Annotated in this window: 23 protein-coding genes; 14 read left to right on the forward strand and 9 right to left on the reverse strand. The window is 58.5% G+C overall.

What is annotated here, in order from left to right; all coding sequences use genetic code 11:
• Positions 1 to 3 precede the first annotated feature (3 nt).
• A complete protein-coding gene (gene argF, locus MLD04_RS14735) occupies positions 4 to 918 on the reverse strand; it encodes an ornithine carbamoyltransferase (protein ID WP_248159983.1) in 915 nt (304 codons plus the stop codon).
• A gap of 220 nt (positions 919 to 1138) precedes the next feature.
• Here argF and grxD point away from each other — a divergent pair, with 220 nt between their 5' ends.
• Positions 1139 to 1465, forward strand: a complete 327-nt coding sequence (gene grxD / locus MLD04_RS14740) for a Grx4 family monothiol glutaredoxin (RefSeq protein ID WP_248159985.1) — start codon at positions 1139 to 1141, stop codon at positions 1463 to 1465.
• A gap of 16 nt (positions 1466 to 1481) precedes the next feature.
• On the opposite strand, the gene MLD04_RS14745 is transcribed toward grxD, so the two are convergent.
• The 4 genes from MLD04_RS14745 to MLD04_RS14760 all read right to left on the reverse strand — a co-directional run bounded on the left by MLD04_RS14745 (position 1482) and on the right by MLD04_RS14760 (position 6817).
• Positions 1482 to 1916 (reverse strand): TonB family protein, encoded by a 435-nt coding sequence (locus tag MLD04_RS14745; RefSeq protein ID WP_248159987.1) that lies wholly within the window; start codon positions 1914 to 1916, stop codon positions 1482 to 1484.
• Positions 1917 to 2293: 377 nt separating this feature from the next.
• Complete coding sequence (locus tag MLD04_RS14750) at positions 2294 to 4501, reverse strand: DUF1631 domain-containing protein (RefSeq protein ID WP_248159989.1); 2208 nt, start codon at positions 4499 to 4501, stop codon at positions 2294 to 2296.
• A 135-nt stretch (positions 4502 to 4636) separates the two neighbouring features.
• The gene (locus MLD04_RS14755) at positions 4637 to 5926 is read right to left on the reverse strand and encodes an HlyC/CorC family transporter (protein ID WP_008937399.1); all 1290 of its coding nucleotides are present in this window, start codon (positions 5924 to 5926) and stop codon (positions 4637 to 4639) included.
• 81 nt (positions 5927 to 6007) lie between these two features.
• Entirely contained in the window at positions 6008 to 6817 is an 810-nt protein-coding gene (locus MLD04_RS14760; protein WP_248159997.1) for a cytochrome C assembly family protein, read from the reverse strand.
• Positions 6818 to 6997: 180 nt separating this feature from the next.
• Here MLD04_RS14760 and ffh point away from each other — a divergent pair, with 180 nt between their 5' ends.
• From ffh to ung, 13 genes are all read left to right on the forward strand, one after another.
• On the forward strand, positions 6998 to 8383 hold the full coding sequence (gene ffh, locus MLD04_RS14765) for a signal recognition particle protein (protein WP_248160004.1): 1386 nt from the start codon (positions 6998 to 7000) through the stop codon (positions 8381 to 8383).
• A gap of 163 nt (positions 8384 to 8546) precedes the next feature.
• On the forward strand, positions 8547 to 8786 hold the full coding sequence (gene rpsP, locus MLD04_RS14770; protein ID WP_248160006.1) for a 30S ribosomal protein S16: 240 nt from the start codon (positions 8547 to 8549) through the stop codon (positions 8784 to 8786).
• Positions 8787 to 8811: 25 nt separating this feature from the next.
• Positions 8812 to 9339: a ribosome maturation factor RimM gene (gene rimM, locus MLD04_RS14775; RefSeq protein ID WP_248160016.1), complete on the forward strand. Its 528-nt coding sequence runs from the start codon at positions 8812 to 8814 to the stop codon at positions 9337 to 9339.
• A 3-nt stretch (positions 9340 to 9342) separates the two neighbouring features.
• The gene (gene trmD / locus MLD04_RS14780; RefSeq protein ID WP_008937404.1) at positions 9343 to 10089 is read left to right on the forward strand and encodes a tRNA (guanosine(37)-N1)-methyltransferase TrmD; all 747 of its coding nucleotides are present in this window, start codon (positions 9343 to 9345) and stop codon (positions 10087 to 10089) included.
• Between the two features lie 37 nt (positions 10090 to 10126).
• Complete coding sequence (gene rplS / locus MLD04_RS14785; protein WP_008937405.1) at positions 10127 to 10483, forward strand: 50S ribosomal protein L19; 357 nt, start codon at positions 10127 to 10129, stop codon at positions 10481 to 10483.
• Between the two features lie 67 nt (positions 10484 to 10550).
• On the forward strand, positions 10551 to 11459 hold the full coding sequence (gene xerD, locus MLD04_RS14790; RefSeq protein WP_248160018.1) for a site-specific tyrosine recombinase XerD: 909 nt from the start codon (positions 10551 to 10553) through the stop codon (positions 11457 to 11459).
• 106 nt (positions 11460 to 11565) lie between these two features.
• Positions 11566 to 12312 carry a DsbC family protein gene (locus MLD04_RS14795; RefSeq protein ID WP_248160020.1) on the forward strand — a complete coding sequence of 249 codons (747 nt, stop codon included), beginning with the start codon at positions 11566 to 11568 and terminating at the stop codon, positions 12310 to 12312.
• A 149-nt stretch (positions 12313 to 12461) separates the two neighbouring features.
• Positions 12462 to 13763 carry a homoserine dehydrogenase gene (locus MLD04_RS14800; protein WP_248160028.1) on the forward strand — a complete coding sequence of 434 codons (1302 nt, stop codon included), beginning with the start codon at positions 12462 to 12464 and terminating at the stop codon, positions 13761 to 13763.
• Between the two features lie 11 nt (positions 13764 to 13774).
• Complete coding sequence (gene thrC / locus MLD04_RS14805) at positions 13775 to 15175, forward strand: threonine synthase (protein WP_248160030.1); 1401 nt, start codon at positions 13775 to 13777, stop codon at positions 15173 to 15175.
• Between the two features lie 6 nt (positions 15176 to 15181).
• Positions 15182 to 16912: a single-stranded-DNA-specific exonuclease RecJ gene (gene recJ, locus MLD04_RS14810; RefSeq protein ID WP_248160032.1), complete on the forward strand. Its 1731-nt coding sequence runs from the start codon at positions 15182 to 15184 to the stop codon at positions 16910 to 16912.
• Between the two features lie 88 nt (positions 16913 to 17000).
• A protein-coding gene (prfB, locus tag MLD04_RS14815) for a peptide chain release factor 2 (protein ID WP_248160034.1) occupies positions 17001 to 18096 on the forward strand; the annotation gives its coding sequence in 2 pieces (ribosomal slippage) (positions 17001 to 17072 and positions 17074 to 18096; 1095 coding nt in all).
• Between the two features lie 58 nt (positions 18097 to 18154).
• Positions 18155 to 19696 carry a lysine--tRNA ligase gene (gene lysS / locus MLD04_RS14820; protein WP_248160036.1) on the forward strand — a complete coding sequence of 514 codons (1542 nt, stop codon included), beginning with the start codon at positions 18155 to 18157 and terminating at the stop codon, positions 19694 to 19696.
• Positions 19697 to 19700: 4 nt separating this feature from the next.
• Positions 19701 to 20432 (forward strand): uracil-DNA glycosylase, encoded by a 732-nt coding sequence (gene ung / locus MLD04_RS14825; RefSeq protein ID WP_248160038.1) that lies wholly within the window; start codon positions 19701 to 19703, stop codon positions 20430 to 20432.
• 5 nt (positions 20433 to 20437) lie between these two features.
• On the opposite strand, the gene MLD04_RS14830 is transcribed toward ung, so the two are convergent.
• From MLD04_RS14830 to MLD04_RS14845, 4 genes are all read right to left on the reverse strand, one after another.
• Positions 20438 to 21271 carry an HDOD domain-containing protein gene (locus MLD04_RS14830; protein ID WP_248160040.1) on the reverse strand — a complete coding sequence of 278 codons (834 nt, stop codon included), beginning with the start codon at positions 21269 to 21271 and terminating at the stop codon, positions 20438 to 20440.
• A gap of 108 nt (positions 21272 to 21379) precedes the next feature.
• Complete coding sequence (gene ygfZ, locus MLD04_RS14835) at positions 21380 to 22348, reverse strand: CAF17-like 4Fe-4S cluster assembly/insertion protein YgfZ (protein WP_248160042.1); 969 nt, start codon at positions 22346 to 22348, stop codon at positions 21380 to 21382.
• A gap of 12 nt (positions 22349 to 22360) precedes the next feature.
• Positions 22361 to 22825 (reverse strand): hypothetical protein, encoded by a 465-nt coding sequence (locus MLD04_RS14840; RefSeq protein WP_248160044.1) that lies wholly within the window; start codon positions 22823 to 22825, stop codon positions 22361 to 22363.
• Positions 22809 to 23081 (reverse strand): FAD assembly factor SdhE, encoded by a 273-nt coding sequence (locus MLD04_RS14845; RefSeq protein WP_282451943.1) that lies wholly within the window; start codon positions 23079 to 23081, stop codon positions 22809 to 22811. Before MLD04_RS14845 ends, MLD04_RS14840 begins: the two co-directional genes overlap by 17 nt.
• Between the last annotated feature and the right edge of the window lie 25 nt (positions 23082 to 23106).

A 23106-nucleotide genomic window follows, 5' to 3' on the forward strand; every position in this document is an offset into this window, starting at 1 on the left:
TGCTCAATCCAGTCTGTTGAGAATCAGGAATTCCAGCAGGGCTTTCTGGGCATGCAGGCGGTTTTCCGCTTCGTCCCAGACCACCGATCCCGGGTGCTCCATCATGTCGACAGAGATTTCTTCGCCCCGGTGGGCTGGCAGGCAGTGCATGAAAAGGGCATCCCTCGAGGCAAGGTTCATCAGCTCCGGGTTGATCTGGTAGCTACGGAAGGCGTGTTCCCGGGCTTTTTGTTCATCTTCCTGGCCCATGGAAGCCCAGACATCTGTCACCAGCAGATCGGCATCCCGGGCCGCGTCGGCTGGATCCCGTACCACAGTAACCCTGTCCTTGTGTGCGTCAAGAATCCTGGCATCCGGTTCGTAACCTTCCGGGCAGGCGACGTTCAGATGGAAATCGAACTGTGAGGCGGCATTGATGTAGGAGTGGCACATGTTGTTGCCATCACCGATCCAGGCTACCGTGCCGCCACGGATACTGCCGCGGTGCTCCCGGTAGGTCTGCATGTCTGCCAGGAGCTGGCAGGGGTGGAAGTCGTCTGTCAGGGCATTGATAACCGGGACCCGGGAGGCCGCCGCGAACGATTCCACGGTCTTGTGGGCAAAGGTCCGGATCATGACGGCGTCCACCATGCTGGAGATCACGATGGCCGAATCTTCGATCGGTTCGCCCCGGCCGAGCTGGGTGTCCCGGGGAGACAGGAACATGGCGGAACCACCGAGCTGTGTCATGCCCGCCTCAAACGAGACACGGGTCCGTGTGGAAGACTTTTCAAAAATCATGGCGAGTACACGGTTTTTGAGCGTGTCCCGTACCTTGCCCTGCCGCCACTCATTCCTGAGTTTGGTGGCGTGATCCAGCAGATCTTCGAGTTCGCCGGTGGTCAGGTCGTTCAGTGTCAGAAAATGTCTTGCCGCCATGAAATAGGCCTTACCTTTGTGAAACCGCGACTTGCGGGGTTCCCGATCGATGTTTGATGGAAATTTTGTGTCAGAAAAGGGGAAGAAGTCTAGCCCGTCGGGGAGGTTAAGACAATGTCGTCCGTGGTGCGCCGGTTTGGTCGGCCGCCGGGGAGGCGTGTACAATGATGGCATCCGGTTGCCGATTGGCAAATCCGTTTTCAATCAGAGGTGAATGTTCATGGACATCAACGAAACCATCAAGAGCCAGCTCGAAGAAAATCCCATCATTCTGTACATGAAGGGGACTCCGCAGGCGCCACAATGCGGGTTTTCCGCCAAGACCGTTCAGGCGCTGATGGCCTGCGGTGAGCGATTTGCGTTCGTGAATATCCTGGACAACCAGGAATTGCGCGAAGGGCTGAAGGTCTACTCCAGCTGGCCCACCTATCCGCAGCTGTATATCAATGGCGAGCTGGTAGGTGGCTGTGACATTGTGCTGGAAATGTCCGAAAGCGGTGAGCTTGCCAAAGTGGTAAAAGACGCTGCGAAACAGGCCGAAGCCTGAGTCCTGCCCGTCTGAGTCAGAGCCGCTTGGGGGAGAACACCAGTTCGACCTCGAAGCGGTCCTGGCTTTCATTGTCTGGTGGTGGCTCCGGGTAGGGGCTTGCTGCCAGGGCCGCACGATAGGCGGCCTCGTCAATCCGTTTTATTCCCGTCGATTTCGTCACTCTTGCCCGGGTCAGGGTTCCGTTTTTCATCAGGTATAACTCGATCTCCATTCGTGTTTTGTTACTCAGCTGGCCGATCGCCGGAATTTTAAGTCGTTCCAACTCATGGGCCAGGTGAACGGCGAGCTGGACCAGGTAGGGGTCCTGTTCGCTGGGAGACTGGCTGATGCGTGTGACATCTGCGGGCGTGGCATCCGCAACCCTGTCGCTGGGCGGAGCGCCGGCTTTGCTGTCTTCGCTGGCGGTGGTCGGGGCGGTTTCCGCCGTCTTCGGCGGTGTCCTGGTCACCGGTTCGGGGGTGGCGGGTTGTGTTGGGCGCTGCTGCGATTCCCTGTCGGGTCGCGATACGGGGGAGTCGCTCGCTGTGACGGTGTCAGGGGGTGAGGCAGGTGCTGGTTCGGCGGCGGGCACCGTGAAATCCATGTGTCTCGGAGCGGGAGGCGTTGTTGAGGTCTTGGGGGGAGCTGGTTGGCTCGGCTCTGAGGGTTCGGCACCGATCGGCAGGAGCCTGACGGTCAGCCTTGAATGAGGCATGTCCGGCTCATCAATGCGAAACTGAAGGCCGGACAGCAATAATACGTGCAGCAACAGCGCTATGGACCCGGCGAGGGCAAACCGATAGGGAGCGGCAAGTCTTGGGCTGGGAGAAGGGCCTGTCATCGAACTCAGGCAGTCGTGCTCCGCAAGGATCCCACCACGGCATCCAGGGCCCGGTCAATCAGCGCGCCCTGCTCAAGCAGGGTCAACCGGCCGCGCCTCATTTCGTGGGCGAGCTCGACTCTCGTTTTCTCGATAACCTTCAGTCCCATCCGGTTTACGAAGACGAAAGAATCGGCTTCATCAATAATGGCCGACAGCTTGCACCGGAAGCTGGCGCCGTTCACCAGGCGGAATTCGACCCAACCACCGATTTCCATGGCGTCGATCTGTGCTACGTATTCGGCTATGGCGGCGTCTTCCGACTGGCTGCTATCTGAGGTCGTTTCCTCGGCCTCGGGTGGTTCTGCGGCCGCCGGTTCTTCCTGGATTTCCCCGCCGCTCTGGCTGTTGCGGAACGCTTCGGCCAGCTCATGCTTGAGCGAGCCCATCATCTCGTCCAGGCGGGATGCGTTGTAGGACACTTCCTCAAGGCCTGCCCGGAGGGTTTTCAGCAGACCGGGTACGACTCTGACCCACTGATCGCGCTCGGCATCTTCCTGATGGGGATGGAGGCACCAGATCAGGTCGTCGACTACTTTCACGGTTTCCTGCCAGCGATGCTCGACATCGTCCCGGAGGTAGGCCAGAAACATGACCCGGCTCCAGCCGTTGGTCAGGATGCTGTGTACGGTTTCAGGGAGACGATAGCGCTGAAGCTTCTCCCGGAGAATGCGATCGACGGTTTCCTGCGCCTTCTGGGACTTGATTCGCCCGCGTTCGGATTCGCGAGTTCTTTGCTCAACCAGGGACGCTTTACGGTTTTCCTTGGCGAGGAATTGTTCAAAGTCGGCGTTCAGCGTTTCAAACAGTGAAATGTCGCCGTCAAACTCTTCGAGAATCCGCTGTACGATGCTGTGGATTTTCTCGTAAAGCTTGTCGCGCCCCTTGTCGTCGCTCTTGCTCCAGCCTATGCCCGCCCGGGCCAGCGAGTTCAGTAGGCGCCGGGCTGGATGGGTGGACTTGCTGAAGAACGACTTGTCCTTGATGACAACCTTGAGAATCGGGATCTGCAGGCGACTGATCAGGACCTGCACCGGCGGCGAAAGGTTGTAATCGTCGAGAATGAACTCAAAGAGCATGGAGACCAGGTTGATGAGGTCTTCGTCCATCTCGTCGAGAGCAGGCTTCTTACCTTCGCGCGTATCGACCTGGGCAAGCACCTGTTGTACGACCGCAGACAGGTCGATTGCCACAGGCTCTCCCTCGCTCAGGTTCTGGCCTGGGTCGGGAGGTGTTGCGGCCGGGAGGGCGCTAAGCAGGTTCAACAGTTCCCGGTCACCTACGATCTGGACATTGGGATCGCTCATGCGAGGCGGTATGCCGGCATTGGCCCTCTGCAACGCCAGCAGTTGGTGAATCTGCTCAAGAACAGCGCTGCTGTCGGCGGCGACGCGCTCGGTTCGGGAGTGCGTCTGGGTCTCTTGATCCGGTTGCTCGGACGTGGATCCGGATGAACCGCCATGCTGCTGGCCGGTTTTTCCATGGTAACGGAAGTTGGGGATCACGCCGGCCTGAATCAGGATGCGGTTGGCTTCATCCAGCAGCATGCCCAGATTCGAGACCACGTAGCGGTCGAACTGTTTGAGCAGAATCAGACGTTCGCGGATCTGGATCTCGAGGACCTGGATGGCTTCGGTGAAGGCGCTGCAGAGATGCTCGGGCGCCATCGGATTGACCGGCGATTCCTCGGTGGCCTCGGGGTAGACCTGGCTGAAACGGGTCTGCAGCTGTAGCAGCGGGCCCTGGAAATGTGCCTTTGCCTTGGTGATCATGGCATTGAGGGCAACCTGTTCTTCCAGGTCATCATTGCCGACGAGTGACAGCGAGTCTGCACTTGCAGCCTGCTGGCTCTGGGAATCGTCGTGAAGCTTGCCGGCGTGAGGCGGTGTGGCAAAGAGTTGTGCGACGGCGTTCTGGAAATGCCGCTCTACGCCTTTCCGCTTGATGCGGATTTCGCGCATTGCCTCAAAATACCGGTTCTGTTCGTTGTTGGACCGGGCATTGTTGGCAAGTTCGAACAGGGAATCGTCTACGGCATCGAATGCGCCCTGCAGCAAGTCGCCGAGGCCGGCAACCACGGTTTCCCGAATACGGGAAACCTCCGCAGGAACCGGTTTACTGCTGGCAGCTTCCCTGTGTTCGCGGAGGTAATGTATACCGGACTGCTTGTTCATGGCCGTCTCCTGTCTTCGCCTCAACCGGATACATGACCGAGCTTTGGATCCCTGATTCTCGTTATTGGTCAAATTTACCGCATTTTTGGCTACGTTAACATGAATAAATGCTAACCTGAGAGTCCTTTCAAAAAATCAGGCCTGGCTGATCTTCAGGGAACGCCGTTTCCGCTTGCGCGGGTGGACGATCGCCGCCTTGACCACGTTATCCTTGATCTGAAGTACCTCCACGCGATGTCCGTCAACCTTCAGGCAGACGTTGGTCTCCGGAATGTTTTCGAGGGTTTCGGTGATCAGGCCGTTCAGTGTCTTCGGGCCATCGGTCGGCAGTTTCCAGCCGAGCGTCTTGTTGATGGTTCGCACGGCAGCCGTTCCGTCGATGATAAAGGTTCCGTCGTCCTGGGGGATGATGTCCGGGCTGGTGGCGGCGTAATCGGTTGTGAATTCGCCCACAATCTCTTCAAGGATGTCCTCAAGAGTGGCCAGGCCAAGCACATCTCCGTATTCGTCCACCACGATGCCAAACCGGCGTTTGCCTTTCTGGAAATTGATCAGCTGGGTGTTGAGCGGGGTGCTCTCCGGAATGAAGTAGGGTTCCTGGCAGAGCTGCATGATCATGGCCTTGTTGATCTCTTCCTGTTGCAGAAGCTTGGTCGCGCTCCGGAGATGCAGGATGCCCTGGATGTTGTTGATGTCGCCCTTGTAAACCGGCAGGCGGGTATGCTGGCTGCTCTTGAGTTGCCTGAGAATGGTGTCGGTGTCGTCCTCGAGGTCGATCCCCACAATCTCGTTCCGGGGCACCATGATGTCGTTCACGGTCACATTCTCAAGGTCGAGGATGCTGACCAGCATGTCCTTGTGTTTGGCCGGGATCAGGGCGCCTGCCTCGTTCACCAGGGTCCGGAGCTCTTCCCGGCTGAGGTGATCGCTGGCGGCATCCTCTGGTGAGATTCTCAGCAGTTTGAGTATCGCGCCGGTGAACAGGTTGACGGACCAGACGATCGGATACAGGATTTTGAGCAGCGGGCCCAGTATATGACTGGCAGGAAAGGCGATTTTCTCGGGAAAAAGGGCCGCCAGGGTTTTCGGTGTCACCTCGGCGAAAATCAGGATAACGATGGTGAGCAGCAGGGTGGCAATGGCGATGCCGGCATCGCCCCAGATGCGTATGGCGATGACCGTTGCGATCGACGACGCCAGGATGTTCACAAAATTGTTGCCGATCAGTATGACGCCAATCAGCTGGTCGGTCCGTTGAAGAAGCCCCTGGGCACGACGGGCTCCCTTGTGGCCGGTCTTCGCCATGTGTTTCAACCGATAGCGGTTGAGCGACATCATTCCGGTTTCAGAACTGGAGAAGAATGCAGAGAGCAGGATCAGTGCGAAAAGGAGTGTGAACAGCGCGGTCAGCGATGTTTCGTTCAACGGGGGTGTCCTTATGTTGCCGACAAGGTGCGAAAATAGGATGTGAGTCGGTCGGGTGTCAAGCGACGATGACGAGCACCCTTAATAGCCACCACGATGGTACAGCAGTTCCAGGACAAACTTGGTGCCATAGAACGCCAGCATCAGCAGCACGCAGCCCGCCAGGGTCCAGCGGCTGGCCGTGATGCCCCGCCAGCCCTGGGTGTATCGGCCAATCAGAAGCGCCACGAAGACCATGAGTGAGAGCAGCGAGAAGACGGTCTTGTGGGCAAGATCCTGAGCGAACAGGTCTTTAATGAACAGTGCACCCGTGACGATCGCGAGAATCAGGAGGACCACGCCGGCCCAGACCATTTCAAACAGCACTGACTCCATGGTTTGCAAAGGCGGCAGATTGCGCACCAGCAGGCTGTTGTAGTTGTGCTTGAGCTGGCGGTTCTGGAAATACAGCAGAATCGCCTGTATGCCGGCCAGGCTGAACAGGCTATAGGCGGTCACGGAAAGTGCGATGTGGGCGAGCATGCCATAGCTCTCCTCGGACACCAGCCGGGACGGGGTGTGGGTAATCAGGGCGAGAACGATGGTCAGGATCGCCAGTGGATAGACCACAAGGAAGAGACTTTGGACCGGCTTCCGCAGGTTGAGGCCGATGAGGAGAAAGGCAATCAGCCAGGAAATGACCAGGGAGCTCTTGAAAAAGCTGAAATCAATGTTGCCGTTATGGAAGACGGTCTGGAAAATCAGCAGCCCGTGGCCGGTCAGTGCGAGAATGCCGATCAGGGTTGTCACGGCCGGGTTGGGTTGTATCTTGCCACGGAAATTGAGCGCCTGCAGCGCGGTACCAACGCTGTAAAGAAAGAGAGAGGTGACCGCGAGAATCAGCGTTCCCATGATGTCCTTATTAACATTCAACTGGCTGGATATCGGGCTGACTTTCAGCCGATTTGACCGGGCTGGTCGTTTCAGGGCGATAGTCTGGTTATAATGTCGCGATTATGCAACAGGAATCAAGGTGCCGCAGTGGTTCCCTGATTCGGTATACATTTTATCTCCCGGATACGGAAGAGACGCATGTTTGAAAATCTCCAGGACCGGCTTTCCGGCAGTCTGCGCAAGATTACCGGTCAGGCGCGGCTGACTGACGACAATATCAAAGAGACCTTGCGTGAAGTGCGCATGGCGCTGCTGGAGGCGGATGTAGCGCTTCCCGTGGTGAAGGATTTCGTGGAAGGTGTCCGCAAACGGGCAATCGGACAGGAAGTCCAGCGGAGCCTGACGCCGGGTCAGGTATTCGTGAAAGTGGTCCAGCAGGAGCTGGAACGCGTCATGGGCGCGGGCAACGAGTCTCTGAATCTGGCCGTCCAACCGCCCGCCGTAATCATGATGGCAGGCTTGCAGGGTGCGGGTAAGACCACGACGGTCGCCAAGCTGTCCCGATTCCTGAAGGAACGGCAGAAGAAATCGGTCATGGTTGTCAGTGCGGACGTCTACCGTCCGGCAGCGATCAAGCAGCTTGAAACCCTCGCCGGAGAAGTGGGCGTCGAGTTCTTTCCGAGCACCGCCGATCAGGATCCGGTCGACATTGCCGAAGGCGCCATCGGTGCTGCGCGCAAAAAGCACATAGATGTCGTGATTCTCGATACTGCGGGTCGTCTGCATGTCGACGAGCAGATGATGGATGAGATCGGGCGTCTGCATAAATCCGTGAAGCCTGTCGAAACACTGTTCGTGGTTGACGCCATGACCGGTCAGGATGCGGCCAATACGGCCAAGGCCTTTAACGATGCCTTGCCATTGACGGGCGTTGTGTTGACCAAGACCGATGGTGATGCCCGGGGCGGGGCGGCGCTGTCGGTTCGCCATATTACCGGCAAGCCGATCAAGTTCCTCGGGGTCGGGGAAAAGAGCGATGCTCTCGAGCCTTTCTATCCGGATCGGGTCGCCTCCCGGATTCTCGGGATGGGCGACGTCCTGTCGCTGATTGAGGAGGCGGAACGCAAGCTCGACCAGAAAAAGGCGCAGAAACTCACCAAGAAGATCAAGAAAGGCAAGAGCTTTGATCTTGAGGACTTTCGCGATCAGCTGCAGCAGATGAAAAACATGGGTGGGATCGGCGGTCTTCTCGACAAGCTTCCCGGTATGGGGCAGATGGCCCAGGTAGCCCAGCAGCAGGTCAATGACAAATCCCTCGGCCAGATGGAGGCGATCATCTGCTCCATGACGCCGAAGGAGCGACGCTATCCGGACACCATCAACAACTCCCGGAAGCGGCGTATCGCCACCGGCTCGGGAACCCAGATCCAGGACGTGAATCGCCTGCTCAAGCAACACAAGCAGATGTCGAAGATGATGAAGAAGTTCGGCAAGAAAGGCGGCATGGCCAATATGATGCGCGGCATGGGTGGGATGATGCCCCCCGGCGGTGGCGGTGGAATGCCTCCATTCGGCCGTATGTAAAAAGCCGTATGTGGAAAACGGGGAAACCGCAGGTTTTCCTGTTTTCTTTGGCGTTTATTTAGCATAGAATAGCGCCCCTTTCGAGTATGGGTCTTCGCGTCAGCCTTGGTTGGCGGGCGTGAATCGTACAAAGTTCGTACAACAGAACAGGATATTGGTCGAAATGGTAACAATCCGTTTGGCTCGTGGCGGCTCCAAGAAGCGCCCGTTCTACCATCTGACAGTCACTGACAGCCGCAAATCACGCGACGGTCGTTTCATTGAGCGCGTTGGTTTCTTCAACCCGGTGGCCCGTGGTCAGGAAGAGCGTCTGCGTGTAGATCGCGATCGCGTGAACTTCTGGCTGGAGCAGGGTGCTCAGACATCCGAGCGCGTCGCCCAGTTGCTGAAGGCTGCTGAGTAATAACGCACGACCCGGGGTTGGTGGCATGACGCAGACTTCGCAGGAAACTGTGATCGGCCGGATTACCTCGGTGTTTGGGGTCAAGGGATGGCTAAAGGTCTATTCCTACACTGACCCTAAAGAAGGAATTCTGGGTTACCCGGACTGGACTCTGGTCCTTAACGGTAAACGGATTTCCGCAAAGCTTGAGGAGGGTCGCCGCCAGGGGCAGGGGATCGTCGTCAGGCTTAAAGGTATTGATGACCGTGAAGTTGCCCGGAGCTATGCCGGAGCAGATATTCTGGTATCTACAGCTGAGTTGCCCGAGTTGCCCAGTGGCGAATACTACTGGTACCAGCTGGAAGGTCTCGATGTTTTCACGGTGTCCGGTGAGTTCCTGGGTAAGGTGCATCACCTGATGGAAACGGGATCCAACGATGTCCTGGTCGTTCGTGCCACCTCAGGCTCCATCGATCAGCGAGAGCGCCTGATCCCCTATCTGCCAGACCAGGTGGTTCAACAGGTAGCACTGGATCAGGGCCGTATGGTCGTTGACTGGGATCCGGAGTTCTGACGGGTGTGGATTGGCGCTGTCAGTCTGTTCCCGGATATGTTTCGTGCGGTTACGGATTATGGGATCACCGGTAGGGCGGTTCGGGATGGTCTTCTGACCTTCCAGAGCTGGAATCCCCGGGACTTTACCCATGATCGTCACCGCACGGTTGATGACCGGCCCTATGGTGGTGGCCCTGGCATGCTGATGAAAATCCAGCCGCTGAGGGATGCCATTCATGCGGCTCGGGAGGCGGCACCCGGTAAGGCCTGTGTGGTTTACCTGTCGCCCCAGGGAGAACCCCTGACTCAGTCGGTTGTCGAGTCCCTTGCGGACGCGCAGCGACTGATTCTGGTCTCGGGGCGTTATGAGGGTGTTGATGAGCGCCTGATCTCGACGGAAGTCGATCGGGAAGTGTCGCTGGGCGATTTTGTCCTGTCCGGTGGCGAGTTGGCAGCCATGGCTGTCGTTGATGCGGTTACACGCCTCATCCCCGGAGCGCTGGGTCATGCGCAGTCAGCGGAGCAGGATTCCTTTGCTGACGGTTTGCTGGATTGTCCGCACTACACCCGGCCCGAGGTTTACGAAGGTCTGGCGGTGCCGGAAGTTCTTTTGGGCGGTCACCATGAACAGATCCGGCGTTGGCGACTCAAAGAGTCGCTGCGGCGAACCCGGGAGCGACGCCCCGACCTGTTGGAACAGCGGGTGTTAACGGAAGAAGAGCGTGAGCTGCTGGAAGAAATTTTGAATGAACCGGGTGTCTCTGAGTGATCAGGGCATTGAGAGATTGGGTATCAGGAGCATTACGATGAGCGGCAAGAACAACATCATCAGTCAACTTGAAGCAGAACAGATGACCAAGGAAATCCCTGCGTTCGCGCCGGGTGATACCGTGGTCGTTCAGGTTCGTGTTACCGAGGGCAACCGTGAGCGTCTGCAGGCGTTCGAAGGTGTTGTCATCGGGAAGCGTAACCGTGGCATGAACTCCTCCTTCACCGTACGTAAGATTTCCTACGGTGTGGGTGTTGAACGTACCTTCCAGACTTACTCCAAGCTGATCGACAGCATCAGCGTGAAGCGTCGTGGTGACGTTCGTCAGGCCAAGCTGTACTACCTGCGTGACCTGTCTGGTAAGGCAGCTCGCATCAAGGAAAAGCTGGGCTGATTGACGATTCGTCAGAAAGCCGGTTAAAAAGGGCAGCCCTTGGGCTGCCTTTTTTTATATGCGGAGAATGTCTTTGAGAGCTGAAGACGACGCCATCATCCGTCGATTTACCGATGCGCTGTGGCTGGAAGACGGGCTCGGGGAAAAAACCCGGGAAGCCTATCGCGGTGATTTGCAGCGTTTGTCGGAATGGTTGGCGGACCAGCCGGGCCGGCCCGGTCTTTTGCAGGCAAAGCGCACGGACCTGCTCGGTTGGATGTCCCGCGGCCTGGCTGAGGGTATAAAATCCTCGACGGCGGCCAGGCGGCTGTCCGGCGTTCGGCGGTTCTACCGTTTTCTGATCCGTGAAGGTCTGCTCGAAGAGGATCCGACGCTGCGGATCGATAGCCCCCGGCTGCCCCGGCGGTTGCCCGATTCGTTGACCGAAGAAGACGTTGAGTCGTTGTTGAGTGCGCCCGATCCGTCCCTACCTATCGAGTTGAGGGACAGGGCAATGCTCGAGATCCTCTACGGCTGTGGGCTGCGGGTGTCGGAGTTGACCGGTCTCCGGGTTGACCAGGTTAATGTGCGGCAGGGGGTGGTTCGGATTACCGGCAAGGGTGACAAAGAGCGATTGGTCCCTCTGGGCGAGGAGGCGGTGGACTGGTTGCTCCGGTACATGCGTGAAGGGCGCGGTGAGCTGCTCAAGGGGCGATCCAGCGATGCGCTCTTCCCGGGGAATCGCGCCAGTGCCATGACGCGGCAGACTTTCTGGCACCGGATTCGCCATTACGCCATTCGGGTGGGGATTCGCAAACACCTTTCCCCCCATACCCTCAGGCACGCCTTTGCCACTCATTTGCTGAATCATGGCGCGGACTTGCGCGTCGTTCAGATGTTGCTCGGCCATGCCGACCTTTCTACTACCCAGATTTACACCCATGTGGCCCGCCAGCGTCTCCAGTCGCTCCATCGGGAGCATCACCCACGTGGATGATGCCTGTGGTATCCTCACTGAACTTTTGCCCCGGTCCGCTGTCGCAGCAGGAGCCCGGAGCTCCCGCCATCCGGGCGGTCGCAACGCAATCTGACGGATGTTATTCATGAGAGATTTCAAGACCATCAAGCAGTTGGCCCTGGCTACCAGTCTGGTTGCCGGCTTTTTTGTCACCGCTGTCGCCACGGCGGGTGAGGTTGAAGACAGCATCGCCCAGCGTCTCACCAATGCGGTTCCCGGACTCAAGATTTCGTCAGTCCGTGAATCCGAAGCAACAGGGCTCTATGAGGTTCAGAGCAATAACGGCGATACCATCTATACCACCCGCGATGGTCAGTATCTTCTGACCGGAGATCTGCTGAAGGTCACGGATTCGGGTATTTCCAACGTTTCCGAGCAGGCGCGTGCCGCCGAACGGAAACGGGCCATAGAGGAATACGGTTCCGACAGTGCCATCACGTTCCCCGCCTCTGGCGAGGAGAAGGCCGTCATCAGTGTGTTTACCGATATCGACTGCCCCTATTGCCGGAAACTGCACCATGAAATCGCGCAGATCAATGACTACGGCATTACCGTGCATTACTACGCCTTTCCCCGTTCCGGTCCCGGCACGCCTTCCTTCCGAAAGTATGTTTCGGTCTGGTGTTCGGACGACCAGCGGGCAGCGATGACCGCGGCGAAGTCGGGTAAGCCGGTTTCCGATGCCACCTGCGATAACCCGGTTCTTGCGCAGTATCAGCTCGGTGGCAAGATCGGTGTCTCCGGCACCCCGGCCATCGTGCTCGAAGACGGCAATATGATTCGCGGCTATGTCCCTGCGAAAAGCCTTGCCAAAGGCCTTGGCCTGCTCTGATCCACTCCGGCGGAGGCGATCGTCTCCGCCTTTTGTTCTCCCCGTCACAGCAAACCGCCTCCGGGGCTTATTCCCTGCCGGTTGAATCGGTATACTATGCCCCCTTATCAGTAATCCATCAGCACCCCTTCGGGATCAGAGGTGAGAGCTTGAAAGACGTCAGTGTCGGAATCTGCGGATTGGGAACCGTTGGCGGCGGTACATTCAATGTGTTGACCCGTAACGCCGCACTTATTGCGGGTCGTGCCGGCTGCAACATCCGAATTACCCGGGTCGCCAGCCGCCGGAGTCGCGACGACCTCGATCTCGGGTCCGTGCCGTTCAGTACCGACATTTTTGACGTCGTCAACGACCCTGCCGTCGATGTGGTGGTCGAACTGATCGGCGGTTACGACACCGCCAAGGAACTGGTGCTGGCCGCTATCCGTAATGGCAAGCATGTGGTCACCGCCAACAAGGCGCTGATCGCCGTTCACGGCAATGAAATCTTTGAAGCGGCAGAGAAAGCCGGCGTTGTCGTGGCCTATGAAGCCGGTGTTGCTGGCGGCATTCCGGTGATCAAGGCGGTTCGTGAAGGCCTGGCAGCCAACCGTATCGACTGGATCGCAGGCATCATCAATGGCACCGGAAACTACATTCTGACCGAGATGCGTGCCGGCCGGGAGTTTTCCGAGGTACTCAAGGAAGCCCAGGAACTGGGTTATGCCGAGGCCGATCCGACCTTCGATGTGGAAGGTATCGATGCCGCCCATAAACTGGCCATCCTTGCATCGTCCGGTTTCGGGGTGCCTCTGCAGTTCGAGAAAGGGTTTACCGAGGGAATCTCGACCATTACGCCCTATGACATTGCCCACGCGGAACTGTTGGGCTATCGGGTGAAGCACCTGGGTATTGCCCGGCGTCGCGAAGAGGGCATTGAACTCCGCGTTCACCCGACGCTGGTGCCCAAGAGCCACCTGATTGCTCAGGTAGACGGGGTTCTGAATGCGGTTCTGGTCGATGGCGATGCCGTGGGACAGACCATGTACTACGGTCCGGGTGCGGGCGACGAGGCGACAGCCTCTGCCGTGATTGCCGACATTGTGGATGTCGCGCGGGCGGTTTCCACCGAAAGTACCCTCCGTATTCCGTACCTCGGCTTCCAGCCGAATGCGATGGAAGACCTCGACGTGCTGCCGATGGAAGATATCCACTCCGCCTACTATCTGCGTATCCAGGCGTTTGACCACCCCGGTGTGCTTGCCAAGATTGCGTCGATCCTGAGTGAACACGGCATCAATATCGAGTCCATCATGCAGAAGGAATCCGAGTTCAAGGACGGTCGCATTCCGGTGATCATCCTGACCCATACGGTCCAGGAGCGGCAGATGAACCTCGCCATCGAAGATATGGAGGCCTTGTCCGACGTCGATGGCAAAGTGGTTCGCATCCGCGCCGAAAACTTTAACTGACAGGTACGCACGTGAGATACATCAGTACACGGGGCGAAGCACCCGCTCTGGGCTTCGAAGACGTTCTTCTGACCGGGCTGGCCAGTGACGGCGGGCTCTATGTGCCGGAATCGCTCCCGCATTTCAGTCTTGAGGAAATCCGCAGTTGGCGCGGACTGTCCTACAGTGAACTCGCCTTCAGGGTAATGCATCCATTCGTCGACGATGCCATTCCGGCCGACGATTTCCGCGCCATGCTGGAAGAGACCTACGATGTCTTTGCGCACCAGGCCGTCGCCCCGCTGGTTCAGCTCGACACCAATGAATGGGTACTGGAGCTGTTCCGTGGCCCCACCCTGGCGTTCAAGGACTTTGCACTGCAGCTGCTCGGCCGTCTGCTCGACTACGTACTCGAGAAGCGCAAGCAGCACGTGGTCATCATGGGCGCCACGTCCGGTGACACCGGGTCAGCCGCGATTGAGGGCTGTCGTCGTTGCGAGCACGTGGATATTTTCATTCTGCATCCGTATCAGCGCGTGTCGGAAGTACAGCGTCGCCAGATGACGACCGTATTGGGTGATAACATCCATAACATCGCTGTGAAAGGCAATTTCGACGACTGCCAGCGGATGGTGAAAGAGAGCTTTGGAGATCAGTCGTTCCTGGGCGGTAAAACCCAGTTGGCGGCGGTCAATTCGATCAACTGGGCGCGGATCATGGCCCAGATCGTCTACTACTTCCAGGCGTCTCTCGCATTGGGTGGCCCGGATCGCAGCATGGCCTTCTCGGTCCCCACCGGGAACTTTGGTGATATTTTTGCCGGCTATCTGGCGAAGAAAATGGGGCTGCCCATTTCCCAGCTGGTAATCGCCACCAACCGGAACGATATCCTTCATCGCTTCATGAGTGGCAACCGGTATGAGCAGCACAAGCTGGAACATACCCTGTCTCCGAGCATGGATATCATGGTCTCCAGCAACTTCGAACGGCTCCTGTTTGATTTGCACGGCCGTGATGGTGCCGCCGTTAAATCGCTCCTCGAGAACGCGTCCAAGGGCCCTGTCAGTATCGAGGACTACCGATGGCGCCATGCGCGCAAGCTGTTCGACAGCGATGCTGTGGACGACAAGACCACGTGCGACACCATCCGGGAGATATACGAGCAGAACGAATACCTGCTGGATCCCCATACCGCGATTGGTGTGCGGGCCGCCCGAAACTGCCGTCGTGACATGGCCATCCCGATGATCACGCTTGGTACTGCGCATCCTGCCAAATTCCCCGATGCCATCGCCGAATCCGGGCTGTCCGTCGAGCCTCAGCTTCCGCCTCACATGGCCGATCTGTTCGAGCGAGAGGAGCGTTACACGGTACTCGATAATGACGTTCAAGGGGTTCAGGACTTCATTGCAAAGCACTGGAAAAATGCCTGATCCGGTATGACACCCAAAAAGATCCTGCGTCGCCCCCAGCCAGACGTCGGGCCGGAGTGGGGAGGGGATCTTCCGCCTCTCCTGCGCCGGCTCTATGCCGCCAGGGGCGTGACGTCTGACGAACAGCTCAGTTATACCCTCAAGCACCTGGCGCCGCCGGGCACGCTGCGGGGTATCGAGCGGGCGGTGGAGCTCCTGTCAGAGGCCATCGAAAAGCAGCAGAAGGTGCTCGTTTTAGGGGATTTTGACGCCGACGGGGCGACCAGCACCGCCGTCGCCATGCTTGGTCTGTCCATGCTCGGGCTGGGCGATGTCGATTTCCGTGTACCCAGCCGGTTTTCGGATGGATACGGTCTGACCCCCGGCATCATCGACCGGTTGAAGGAGGAAGGGCAGCTGCCAGACCTCCTGGTAACCGTCGATAATGGCATCTCCGCCATTGAGGGCGTGCGTGCGGCGCGCGACCTCGGGATCCGGGTCGTCATCACCGATCACCACCTCGCCGGCGAAACGCTTCCCGAAGCCGACGCCATCGTTAACCCCAACCAGCCCGGCTGCCCGTTCCTGAGCAAGAATGCGGCAGGCGTCGGCGTCATGTTCTATGTCCTGACCGCGCTGCGGAAGCACCTCCGGGAAACCGGTCGGCTGCCCACGCCGGAGCCCAACCTGGGCAGTCTGCTTGACCTGGTGGCACTGGGGACGGTGGCGGACGTGGTGCCGTTGGATCATAACAATCGCATTTTTGTCGAGCAGGGGCTGCGCCGCATTCGTCAGGGCGAAGCTCGTCCGGGCATCCTGGCGTTGCTGGAAGTGGCTGGACGCGATCCCGGTCGAATCAGCTCTACGGACCTCGGTTTTGTTGTGGGACCGCGGCTGAATGCAGCCGGGCGTCTTGATGACATGAGTGTCGGAATTGCCTGTCTTCTGGCCGACTCGCCGGAGGAAGCCCGCCGCCTTGCCGGCGAGCTGGACTCATTCAACCGGGAGCGCCGCACCATCGAGCGCGAGATGAAGGGGCAGGCTCAGGAGTTGCTTGCCTCCATGTCTCTGGATATCGAGGGGTTGCCATGGGGGCTTGCCCTGTTTGACCCGGATTGGCACCAGGGTGTCATCGGCATCCTCGCCGCACGGATCCGGGAGCAGACCCATCGGCCCACCATCGCATTTGCGCCGGACGACGACGGGGTTCACCTTAAAGGCTCGGCCCGCTCTATTCCGGGGCTCCATATTCGGGATGCCCTGGCGGTGGTCGATGCGCGCCGGCCGGGGCTGATGAAAAAATTTGGCGGGCACGCCATGGCGGCGGGCATGACCATCGCCCGGGAGGACCTGGATGACTTCTGCGAAGCCTTTGACCAGGCTGTACGGGATGCCATTGCCAAAGAGGATCTCGAGGCGGCGATTGTCACCGATGGCCCGCTGAATGCGGCCGAGCTCAGTCTGGAAACCGCAAACCTGCTGAAGCGGGCCGGGCCCTGGGGGCAGCATTTCCCGGAACCCCTGTTCGACGGTGAGTTCCGTGTGGTCAGCCAGCGTATCGTTGGCGAAAACCACCTGAAGCTGGTGCTGCAACCGGTGGATGGCGAAGCCATTGTCGACGGAATTGCCTTCAATACGGGGCCTGAAGTGCCGGATTACACGCGAACCGGCGCTCGTGTCGTGTACAAGCCGGATGCCAATACCTTCCGCGGACGAACCAACCTGCAGTTGCTCGTAGACTACATCGAAGCGCTCTGAGTATATCCGCCGGCTGATTTAGCAGCGGAATTCCGGTAGAATTCCGCCTCTGTTTTACACCCCATTTGCCAAAGCGAGAAAGGGTTTCATGGAAATCAATCCCATAGTGACGAAGATCAAAGAGCTTCGCGAGCGCACTGAAGCGCTGAGGGGGTATCTTTGACTATGATCAGCGTAGTGAACGTCTGGTCGAAGTAGAGCGCGAACTCGAGCAACCCTCCGTCTGGGACGATCCCGAGCGCGCCCAGGCCCTGGGCAAGGAACGGTCGGATCTTGAGCTGATCGTGCACACCATTGATAACCTCACCAACGGTCTCAGTGACGCGGAAAGTCTGCTGGAGATGGCCGTGGAAGAGGACGACGAGGGCACCGTCGAGGACATCCAGGGCGATCTGGATGGACTTGATGGCGAGCTGCAGAAGCTTGAGTTCCGGCGCATGTTCTCGGGCGAGATGGATGCCAACAATGCCTACCTGGATATCCAGGCTGGTTCCGGCGGTACCGAAGCCCAGGACTGGGCCAACATGTTGTTGCGCATGTACCTTCGTTGGGCTGAGCGACGCGGATTCAAGGCCGAAATCGTCGAGTTGCAGGAAGGTGAAGTAGCCGGTATCAAGAGCGCGACCATCCATATCCAGGGCGATTACGCTTACGGCTGGCTGCGTACTGAAACCGGTGTCCACCGCCTGGTCCGGAAATCACCGTTTGATTCCGGAAACCGTCGCCACACCTCGTTCTCGTCGGTGTTTGTATCACCGGAAGTGGATGACAGCTTCGAGATCGAAATCAATCCTGCGGATCTGCGTGTGGATGTGTATCGCGCCTCCGGGGCTGGTGGTCAGCACGTTAACCGGACCGAGTCCGCGGTGCGTCTGACTCACAATCCGACCGGGATCGTTGTCGCCTGTCAGGCTGGCCGTAGTCAGCACCAGAACAAAGACCAGGCGATGAAGCAGCTCAAGGCCAAGCTCTTTGAGCGTGAGATGCAGCTGCGTAACGCTGAGAAGCAGAAGCAGGAAGACGCCAAATCCGACATCGGATGGGGTAGCCAGATTCGCTCCTATGTGCTGGACGACAGCCGGATCAAGGATCTGCGCACCAAGGTTGAAACCAGCAACACCCAATCCGTTCTGGACGGCGACATCGACAAGTTCATTGAAGCCAGTCTGAAAATGGCGCTTTGATCGGCGCCATGCGTACCGAACCGATAAACCCGGATAATCTCAATCCTAGCGAGCCAACATGACTGAACACACCCCACACGCCGCACAGCACGAGGACAACAAGCTGATTGCCGAGCGTCGCGCCAAGCTGGCGGAGATGCGTCGAGACGGCAATCCGTTCCCCAACGACTTCCGCCGGGATGCCACCGCTGCCGAGCTGCAGGAAAAATACGGTGAGAAGAGCAAGGAAGAGCTTGAGAAACTCAGTATCAAGGTGGCCATTGCGGGCCGCATGATGCTGGACCGCAAGGCGTTCAAGGTGGTTCAGGACATGACCGGGCGTATTCAGGTATATGCCACCAAGGATGTCCAGAAGGACACCAAGCACTGGGACCTGGGCGACATTATTGGGGTTCGCGGTACTCTCTCGAAATCTGGCAAAGGCGACCTCTACGTCACGATGGACGAGTATGTCCTGCTGACCAAGTCCCTGCGCCCACTGCCCGAGAAGCACAAGGGCCTGACCGATATGGAGGCCCGCTACCGGCACCGGTACGTGGATCTGATGGTCAACGAGGAAACCCGCAAGACCTTCATGGTCCGGACCCGTCTGATCAACAGCATGCGGAACTACTTCAATACCCGCGGGTTTATGGAAGTAGAAACCCCCATGCTGCAGGTGATTCCGGGCGGTGCGACGGCGCGTCCCTTTGTGACGCACCACAATGCGCTTGATATCGATATGTACCTGCGGATTGCCCCGGAACTGTTCCTCAAGCGGCTGGTCGTAGGTGGTTTCGAGCGAGTGTTCGAGATCAACCGCAATTTCCGGAACGAAGGGCTTTCCACCCGGCATAATCCGGAGTTCACCATGGTGGAGTTCTATCAGGCCTATGCCGATTACAACGATCTGATGGATCTCACCGAAGACATGTTGCGCCAGATGACCCGGGAAGTGCTGGGGACGACCACCGTGGTCAACACCCGTGAGCTTGCCAATGGCGAGACGGAATCGGTCGAGTACGATTTCGGAAAGCCGTTCCGTCGCATGACCGTTGTCGAGGCCATTCTTGAGCACAACCCGGACATTCAGGCCGGACAGCTCGGCGACGAAGCCAGTGCCCGCCGGGTGGCTGAAGGTCTCGGTATCCAGCTCAAGGACACCTGGGGACTGGGCAAGGTGCAGATTGAGATTTTTGAGGCGACTGCCGAACATCTTCTGATTCAGCCGACCTTTATCACGGATTACCCGAAAGAAGTCTCCCCGTTGGCGCGCTGCAAAGACAGCGATCCGTTTGTTACCGAGCGGTTCGAATTCTTTGTTGGTGGCCGGGAGCTGGCCAATGGCTTCTCGGAGCTCAATGATGCCGAGGACCAGGCCGAGCGCTTCCGGGCCCAGGTAGCCGAGAAGGATGCCGGGGACGACGAAGCCATGTTCTACGACGAAGACTATGTGATGGCGCTGGAATATGGCTTGCCGCCCACCGCCGGTGAGGGTATCGGCATCGATCGTCTGGCCATGTTGCTGACCAATTCACCTTCCATCCGCGATGTCATCCTGTTCCCGCATATGCGACCGGAGCACAAGGCTGACTCTCACCAGGCGGAAGACGGGGAGTGATGCCATGCATCCGGCCGAGGGCCTGTTGCAACAACTGAAGCCCGACCGGGGGTGGGATCAGCACCTTGCCGGCGAGTTCAGCCAGCCGTATATGAGGCAGCTGGCTGAGTTCCTGGCCGCCGAGGAGGCGGCCGGTAAGGTTCTGTACCCTCCCAGCGCCCGCTGCTTCAATGCGCTGAACAGCACACCTCTTGACCGGGTATCGGTGGTGATTCTCGGTCAGGATCCCTACCATGGTCCGGGACAGGCTCACGGACTCTGCTTTTCGGTTCGGCCGAACGTACCGCCGCCCCCCTCCCTGGTTAATATCTTCAAGGAAATTCAGGACGACCTGGGTATCACGCCGCCGGATCATGGCTGCTTGCAGCCGTGGGCAGAGCAGGGCGTGCTGCTGCTCAACAGTGTTCTGACCGTGGTCCAGGGACAAGCTGGTGCCCATCAGGGCAAAGGCTGGGAAACCTTTACCGACAAGGTAATCGAGACCGTCAACCGGGAGCGGGAAGGCGTGGTTTTTCTGCTTTGGGGGAGCTATGCGCGGAAGAAGGGGCGCCACATTGATCGCACCAGGCATCTCGTCCTGGAAGGACCGCACCCGTCGCCATTGAGCGCCTATCGAGGCTTCTTTGGCTGTAAACACTTCTCCCGGGCCAATGAATGGCTGAACGGGCACGGGCAGTCGCCCATCGATTGGGCGCTGCCCTCCAAAAACGAGCTGATTGCTCGTTATCAGAAATAACCGTATTACTTCAGCAGCGCCATCGCGGCTTCCATCTGGGCGTTGAGGTCTTCCTCTTCGCTCATGTCCACGTTGGGGTCCAGTCCCAGTCGCTGGAAGGCGGAAATCTGATTCCAGTCCATCTCGGTCCAGGGATGATCCGAACCCGCGACCAGTTGAAGGTTCGCCACCATCACCAGGTCGGCATAGTCGGGTGCAGGTACCTCTCGCTGGAAGTTGGCGTATTCCAGTGGCACGTTTTGCAGCTCTTTCGGGAAGTCCCATTTCTCCAGAATCATCGAACCGATCCGCGGGTGCAGTTCGTCAATGACGTTGTCGAGCATGATGCTGCTGATCTGGATTTCCCTGTCCTCGACGTACCGCAGGATAGGCAACACACCGATCAGGTGGACCAGACCGGCCAGCGTCGCCTGATCCGGCTTGAGCCGTGTGTAATTCTGGGCCAGGACGTGGCAGACACCTGCCACTTCTGTGCTGGTTTGCCAGGTGGCCCGAAGACGCTTGTCGATCATGTCAGATGTGGCCTGGAACATCTGCTCCATGGCCAGGCCCATGGCCAGGTTGCTGGTGTAGGCCATGCCGAGCCGGCTGACCGCCATATTCAGGTTTTCGATGGCCCGACTGCCGCGGAACAGGGGGCTGTTGCAGACCCGGATGATACGGGCTGAAAGGGCGGTGTCGTTGCTGATGACTTTAACCAGGTCGGCGATGGCGGAATCTTCCGATTCGGCGATTTCACGCACCTGTAATGCCACTTCCGGAAGTGTCGGCAGGACGAGTTTATCCGCCTCGATGGCGCCAATCAGGTCATTCTTGATGGTTTCGACAATATTTGACATGGTCTGTCTGGATCCGCTTGTCTGGCTGGCGAGCCCAGGGGGCGCCAGTATCCTGAAATTAGGTTTCGGTTCCCTTTATACCAAATTTCACGGGAATTGCCTGTCAACTTATGTATCAGATGCCGACTCTCGTTCCGGCACGGAGTATGGCAAAGGCAGGATTTCCAGTGTCTGACCATCGACCGTTAGAGGGCCGGAGGTGGCGTCGTGGCGGATGACGGCCAGCTGCTCGGCCTGGCCGTTTTCAAAGACCACCTGACTGATGATGTCGCCGGCATTGCGGTCGCCGCCAGTGATGGCTGCGCCTACGGATACCGGATTATCGGTTGCGACGCGGAACAGGCTTTTTTTGAGTTGCCCCAGGAAATGCATCCTGGCGATGACTTCCTGGCCGGTGTAACAGCCCTTCTTGAAGTGTATGCCGCCGAGGTGTTGCCAATTGAGCATTTGGGGAACGTAGGCTTCCTGGCTACTGGCATCCAGTTCAGGAATCCCCGCAGCGATCTCGCTGGCCCGCCAGTCGGCGCGCGTAAGCTCCGGCGCATCGTCCCAATCCGGTTGCTCCGAACCAAGTTGCCAGAATTGATATCGCGGGGTGGCCCGGTCGTCGGGCTCAAGGCGGATCAGGATTCCGGTGTCCAGCGACAGGGCATCCCCGGGGGTCTGCAGTTTCGAGAGGTCTGAGCCGGCGAGGGTTTCCGCAATGCCGGAACCGATAATTCCCCACACAACGCCCTCCTGGACGGCGTCCATGGAAGTGCCGCGGAATAGCATGAGGTATTTCCGAAGCTGCGTCAGGATGCTTTCGGACAGATCGGTGGGCAGGTCCATGAGAACATCCTGTCCAGCCCTGGCCAGACGGGTCAGGCAGTACGTGCGGCCTTTGGGCGTGCATGCTGCGGCACGGAGTGCGCGATCTGCGGTCACGTCGTCCAGATTCTGACTGAATTGACCCTGAAGGAATTTGTCGGTGCCGGGGCCGGATATCCGGACAAGCATCCGATGCGTGAGTCGGCAGTATCCGCTTTCCGGACGAGGCAGGGAGGCCGTTTCGGGCGCAGTCTCAGAGTCGGTCATGGAAACTCCAGGTCAGTTATCGGTTGAACGGCGGGGCTTGCCCAGCCGTAGCCACTGGCGCAACCTCCGGAACTGGTCGGGCGCGACAACGTTGCCTTTCGACCAGCGTGAAGGGGCCAGCAGTATCACATGATATGCCTTGAATCTGGTGCCATCGGGGTGGAGTTTCAAGAGGGTGAGTCCGGCACCCAGCCGGCTGGCCGGACCGGGCCTCACGGGAACCTCACTCTCATCCCGGAATATTGCGAACAGTTGTCCGGCACGGACGCGGAGGCCTGTAATGGCGTGACCTCCTGCGATTTGCCCGAGGCGGCGGAAATCCCGGATGGTCATTGCCAGGGCAAAGGCCAGGCCCGCAATCGCCTGCCCCGGGGTAAACGCGACCAGGACGAAAGCGACGAACGCCAGCCAGGGCAGGCTGGCAATCAGACCGACGGTTGTGCAGGGAGAGAGGCTGAGGTCAATCCGGCTGGACACGGTTCAGGATCATATCGACGATCCGCTGCAGATCCGGATCTTCCGGTCGGCTGCGTTGCATAAACCACTCGAACATGTCGGTATCCTCGCAGGAAAGCAGCTTTTGGTACCGAGCCTGGTCTTCCGGATCAAGATCCTTGTATGCCTGTTCGACAAAGGGGACCAGAAGGACGTCGAGTTCCAGCATGCCGCGGCGGCTATGCCACCAAAGGCGTTTGAATTCGGGATCGTCGGAGATGGTTGGGGTAGAGGACATAGTGTATTCGCCAATTGTTCCAGAG

This window comes from Marinobacter koreensis, from assembly GCF_023156285.1.
Taxonomy (GTDB): Bacteria; Pseudomonadota; Gammaproteobacteria; order Pseudomonadales; family Oleiphilaceae; genus Marinobacter; species Marinobacter koreensis.

Excerpts from the sequence above, each read along its gene's own strand:
- argF (WP_248159983.1), bottom strand. The coding sequence starts at position 918 with ATGGCGGCAAGACATTTTCTGACACTGAACGACCTGACCACCGGCGAA.
- grxD (WP_248159985.1), top strand. The coding sequence starts at position 1,139 with ATGGACATCAACGAAACCATCAAGAGCCAGCTCGAAGAAAATCCCATC.
- MLD04_RS14750 (WP_248159989.1), bottom strand. The coding sequence starts at position 4,501 with ATGAACAAGCAGTCCGGTATACATTACCTCCGCGAACACAGGGAAGCT.
- MLD04_RS14760 (WP_248159997.1), bottom strand. The coding sequence starts at position 6,817 with ATGGGAACGCTGATTCTCGCGGTCACCTCTCTCTTTCTTTACAGCGTT.
- ffh (WP_248160004.1), top strand. The coding sequence starts at position 6,998 with ATGTTTGAAAATCTCCAGGACCGGCTTTCCGGCAGTCTGCGCAAGATT.
- rpsP (WP_248160006.1), top strand. The coding sequence starts at position 8,547 with ATGGTAACAATCCGTTTGGCTCGTGGCGGCTCCAAGAAGCGCCCGTTC.
- rimM (WP_248160016.1), top strand. The coding sequence starts at position 8,812 with ATGACGCAGACTTCGCAGGAAACTGTGATCGGCCGGATTACCTCGGTG.
- rplS (WP_008937405.1), top strand. The coding sequence starts at position 10,127 with ATGAGCGGCAAGAACAACATCATCAGTCAACTTGAAGCAGAACAGATG.
- xerD (WP_248160018.1), top strand. The coding sequence starts at position 10,551 with ATGTCTTTGAGAGCTGAAGACGACGCCATCATCCGTCGATTTACCGAT.
- MLD04_RS14795 (WP_248160020.1), top strand. The coding sequence starts at position 11,566 with ATGAGAGATTTCAAGACCATCAAGCAGTTGGCCCTGGCTACCAGTCTG.
- recJ (WP_248160032.1), top strand. The coding sequence starts at position 15,182 with ATGACACCCAAAAAGATCCTGCGTCGCCCCCAGCCAGACGTCGGGCCG.
- lysS (WP_248160036.1), top strand. The coding sequence starts at position 18,155 with ATGACTGAACACACCCCACACGCCGCACAGCACGAGGACAACAAGCTG.
- ung (WP_248160038.1), top strand. The coding sequence starts at position 19,701 with ATGCATCCGGCCGAGGGCCTGTTGCAACAACTGAAGCCCGACCGGGGG.
- MLD04_RS14830 (WP_248160040.1), bottom strand. The coding sequence starts at position 21,271 with ATGTCAAATATTGTCGAAACCATCAAGAATGACCTGATTGGCGCCATC.
- ygfZ (WP_248160042.1), bottom strand. The coding sequence starts at position 22,348 with ATGACCGACTCTGAGACTGCGCCCGAAACGGCCTCCCTGCCTCGTCCG.
- MLD04_RS14845 (WP_282451943.1), bottom strand. The coding sequence starts at position 23,081 with ATGTCCTCTACCCCAACCATCTCCGACGATCCCGAATTCAAACGCCTT.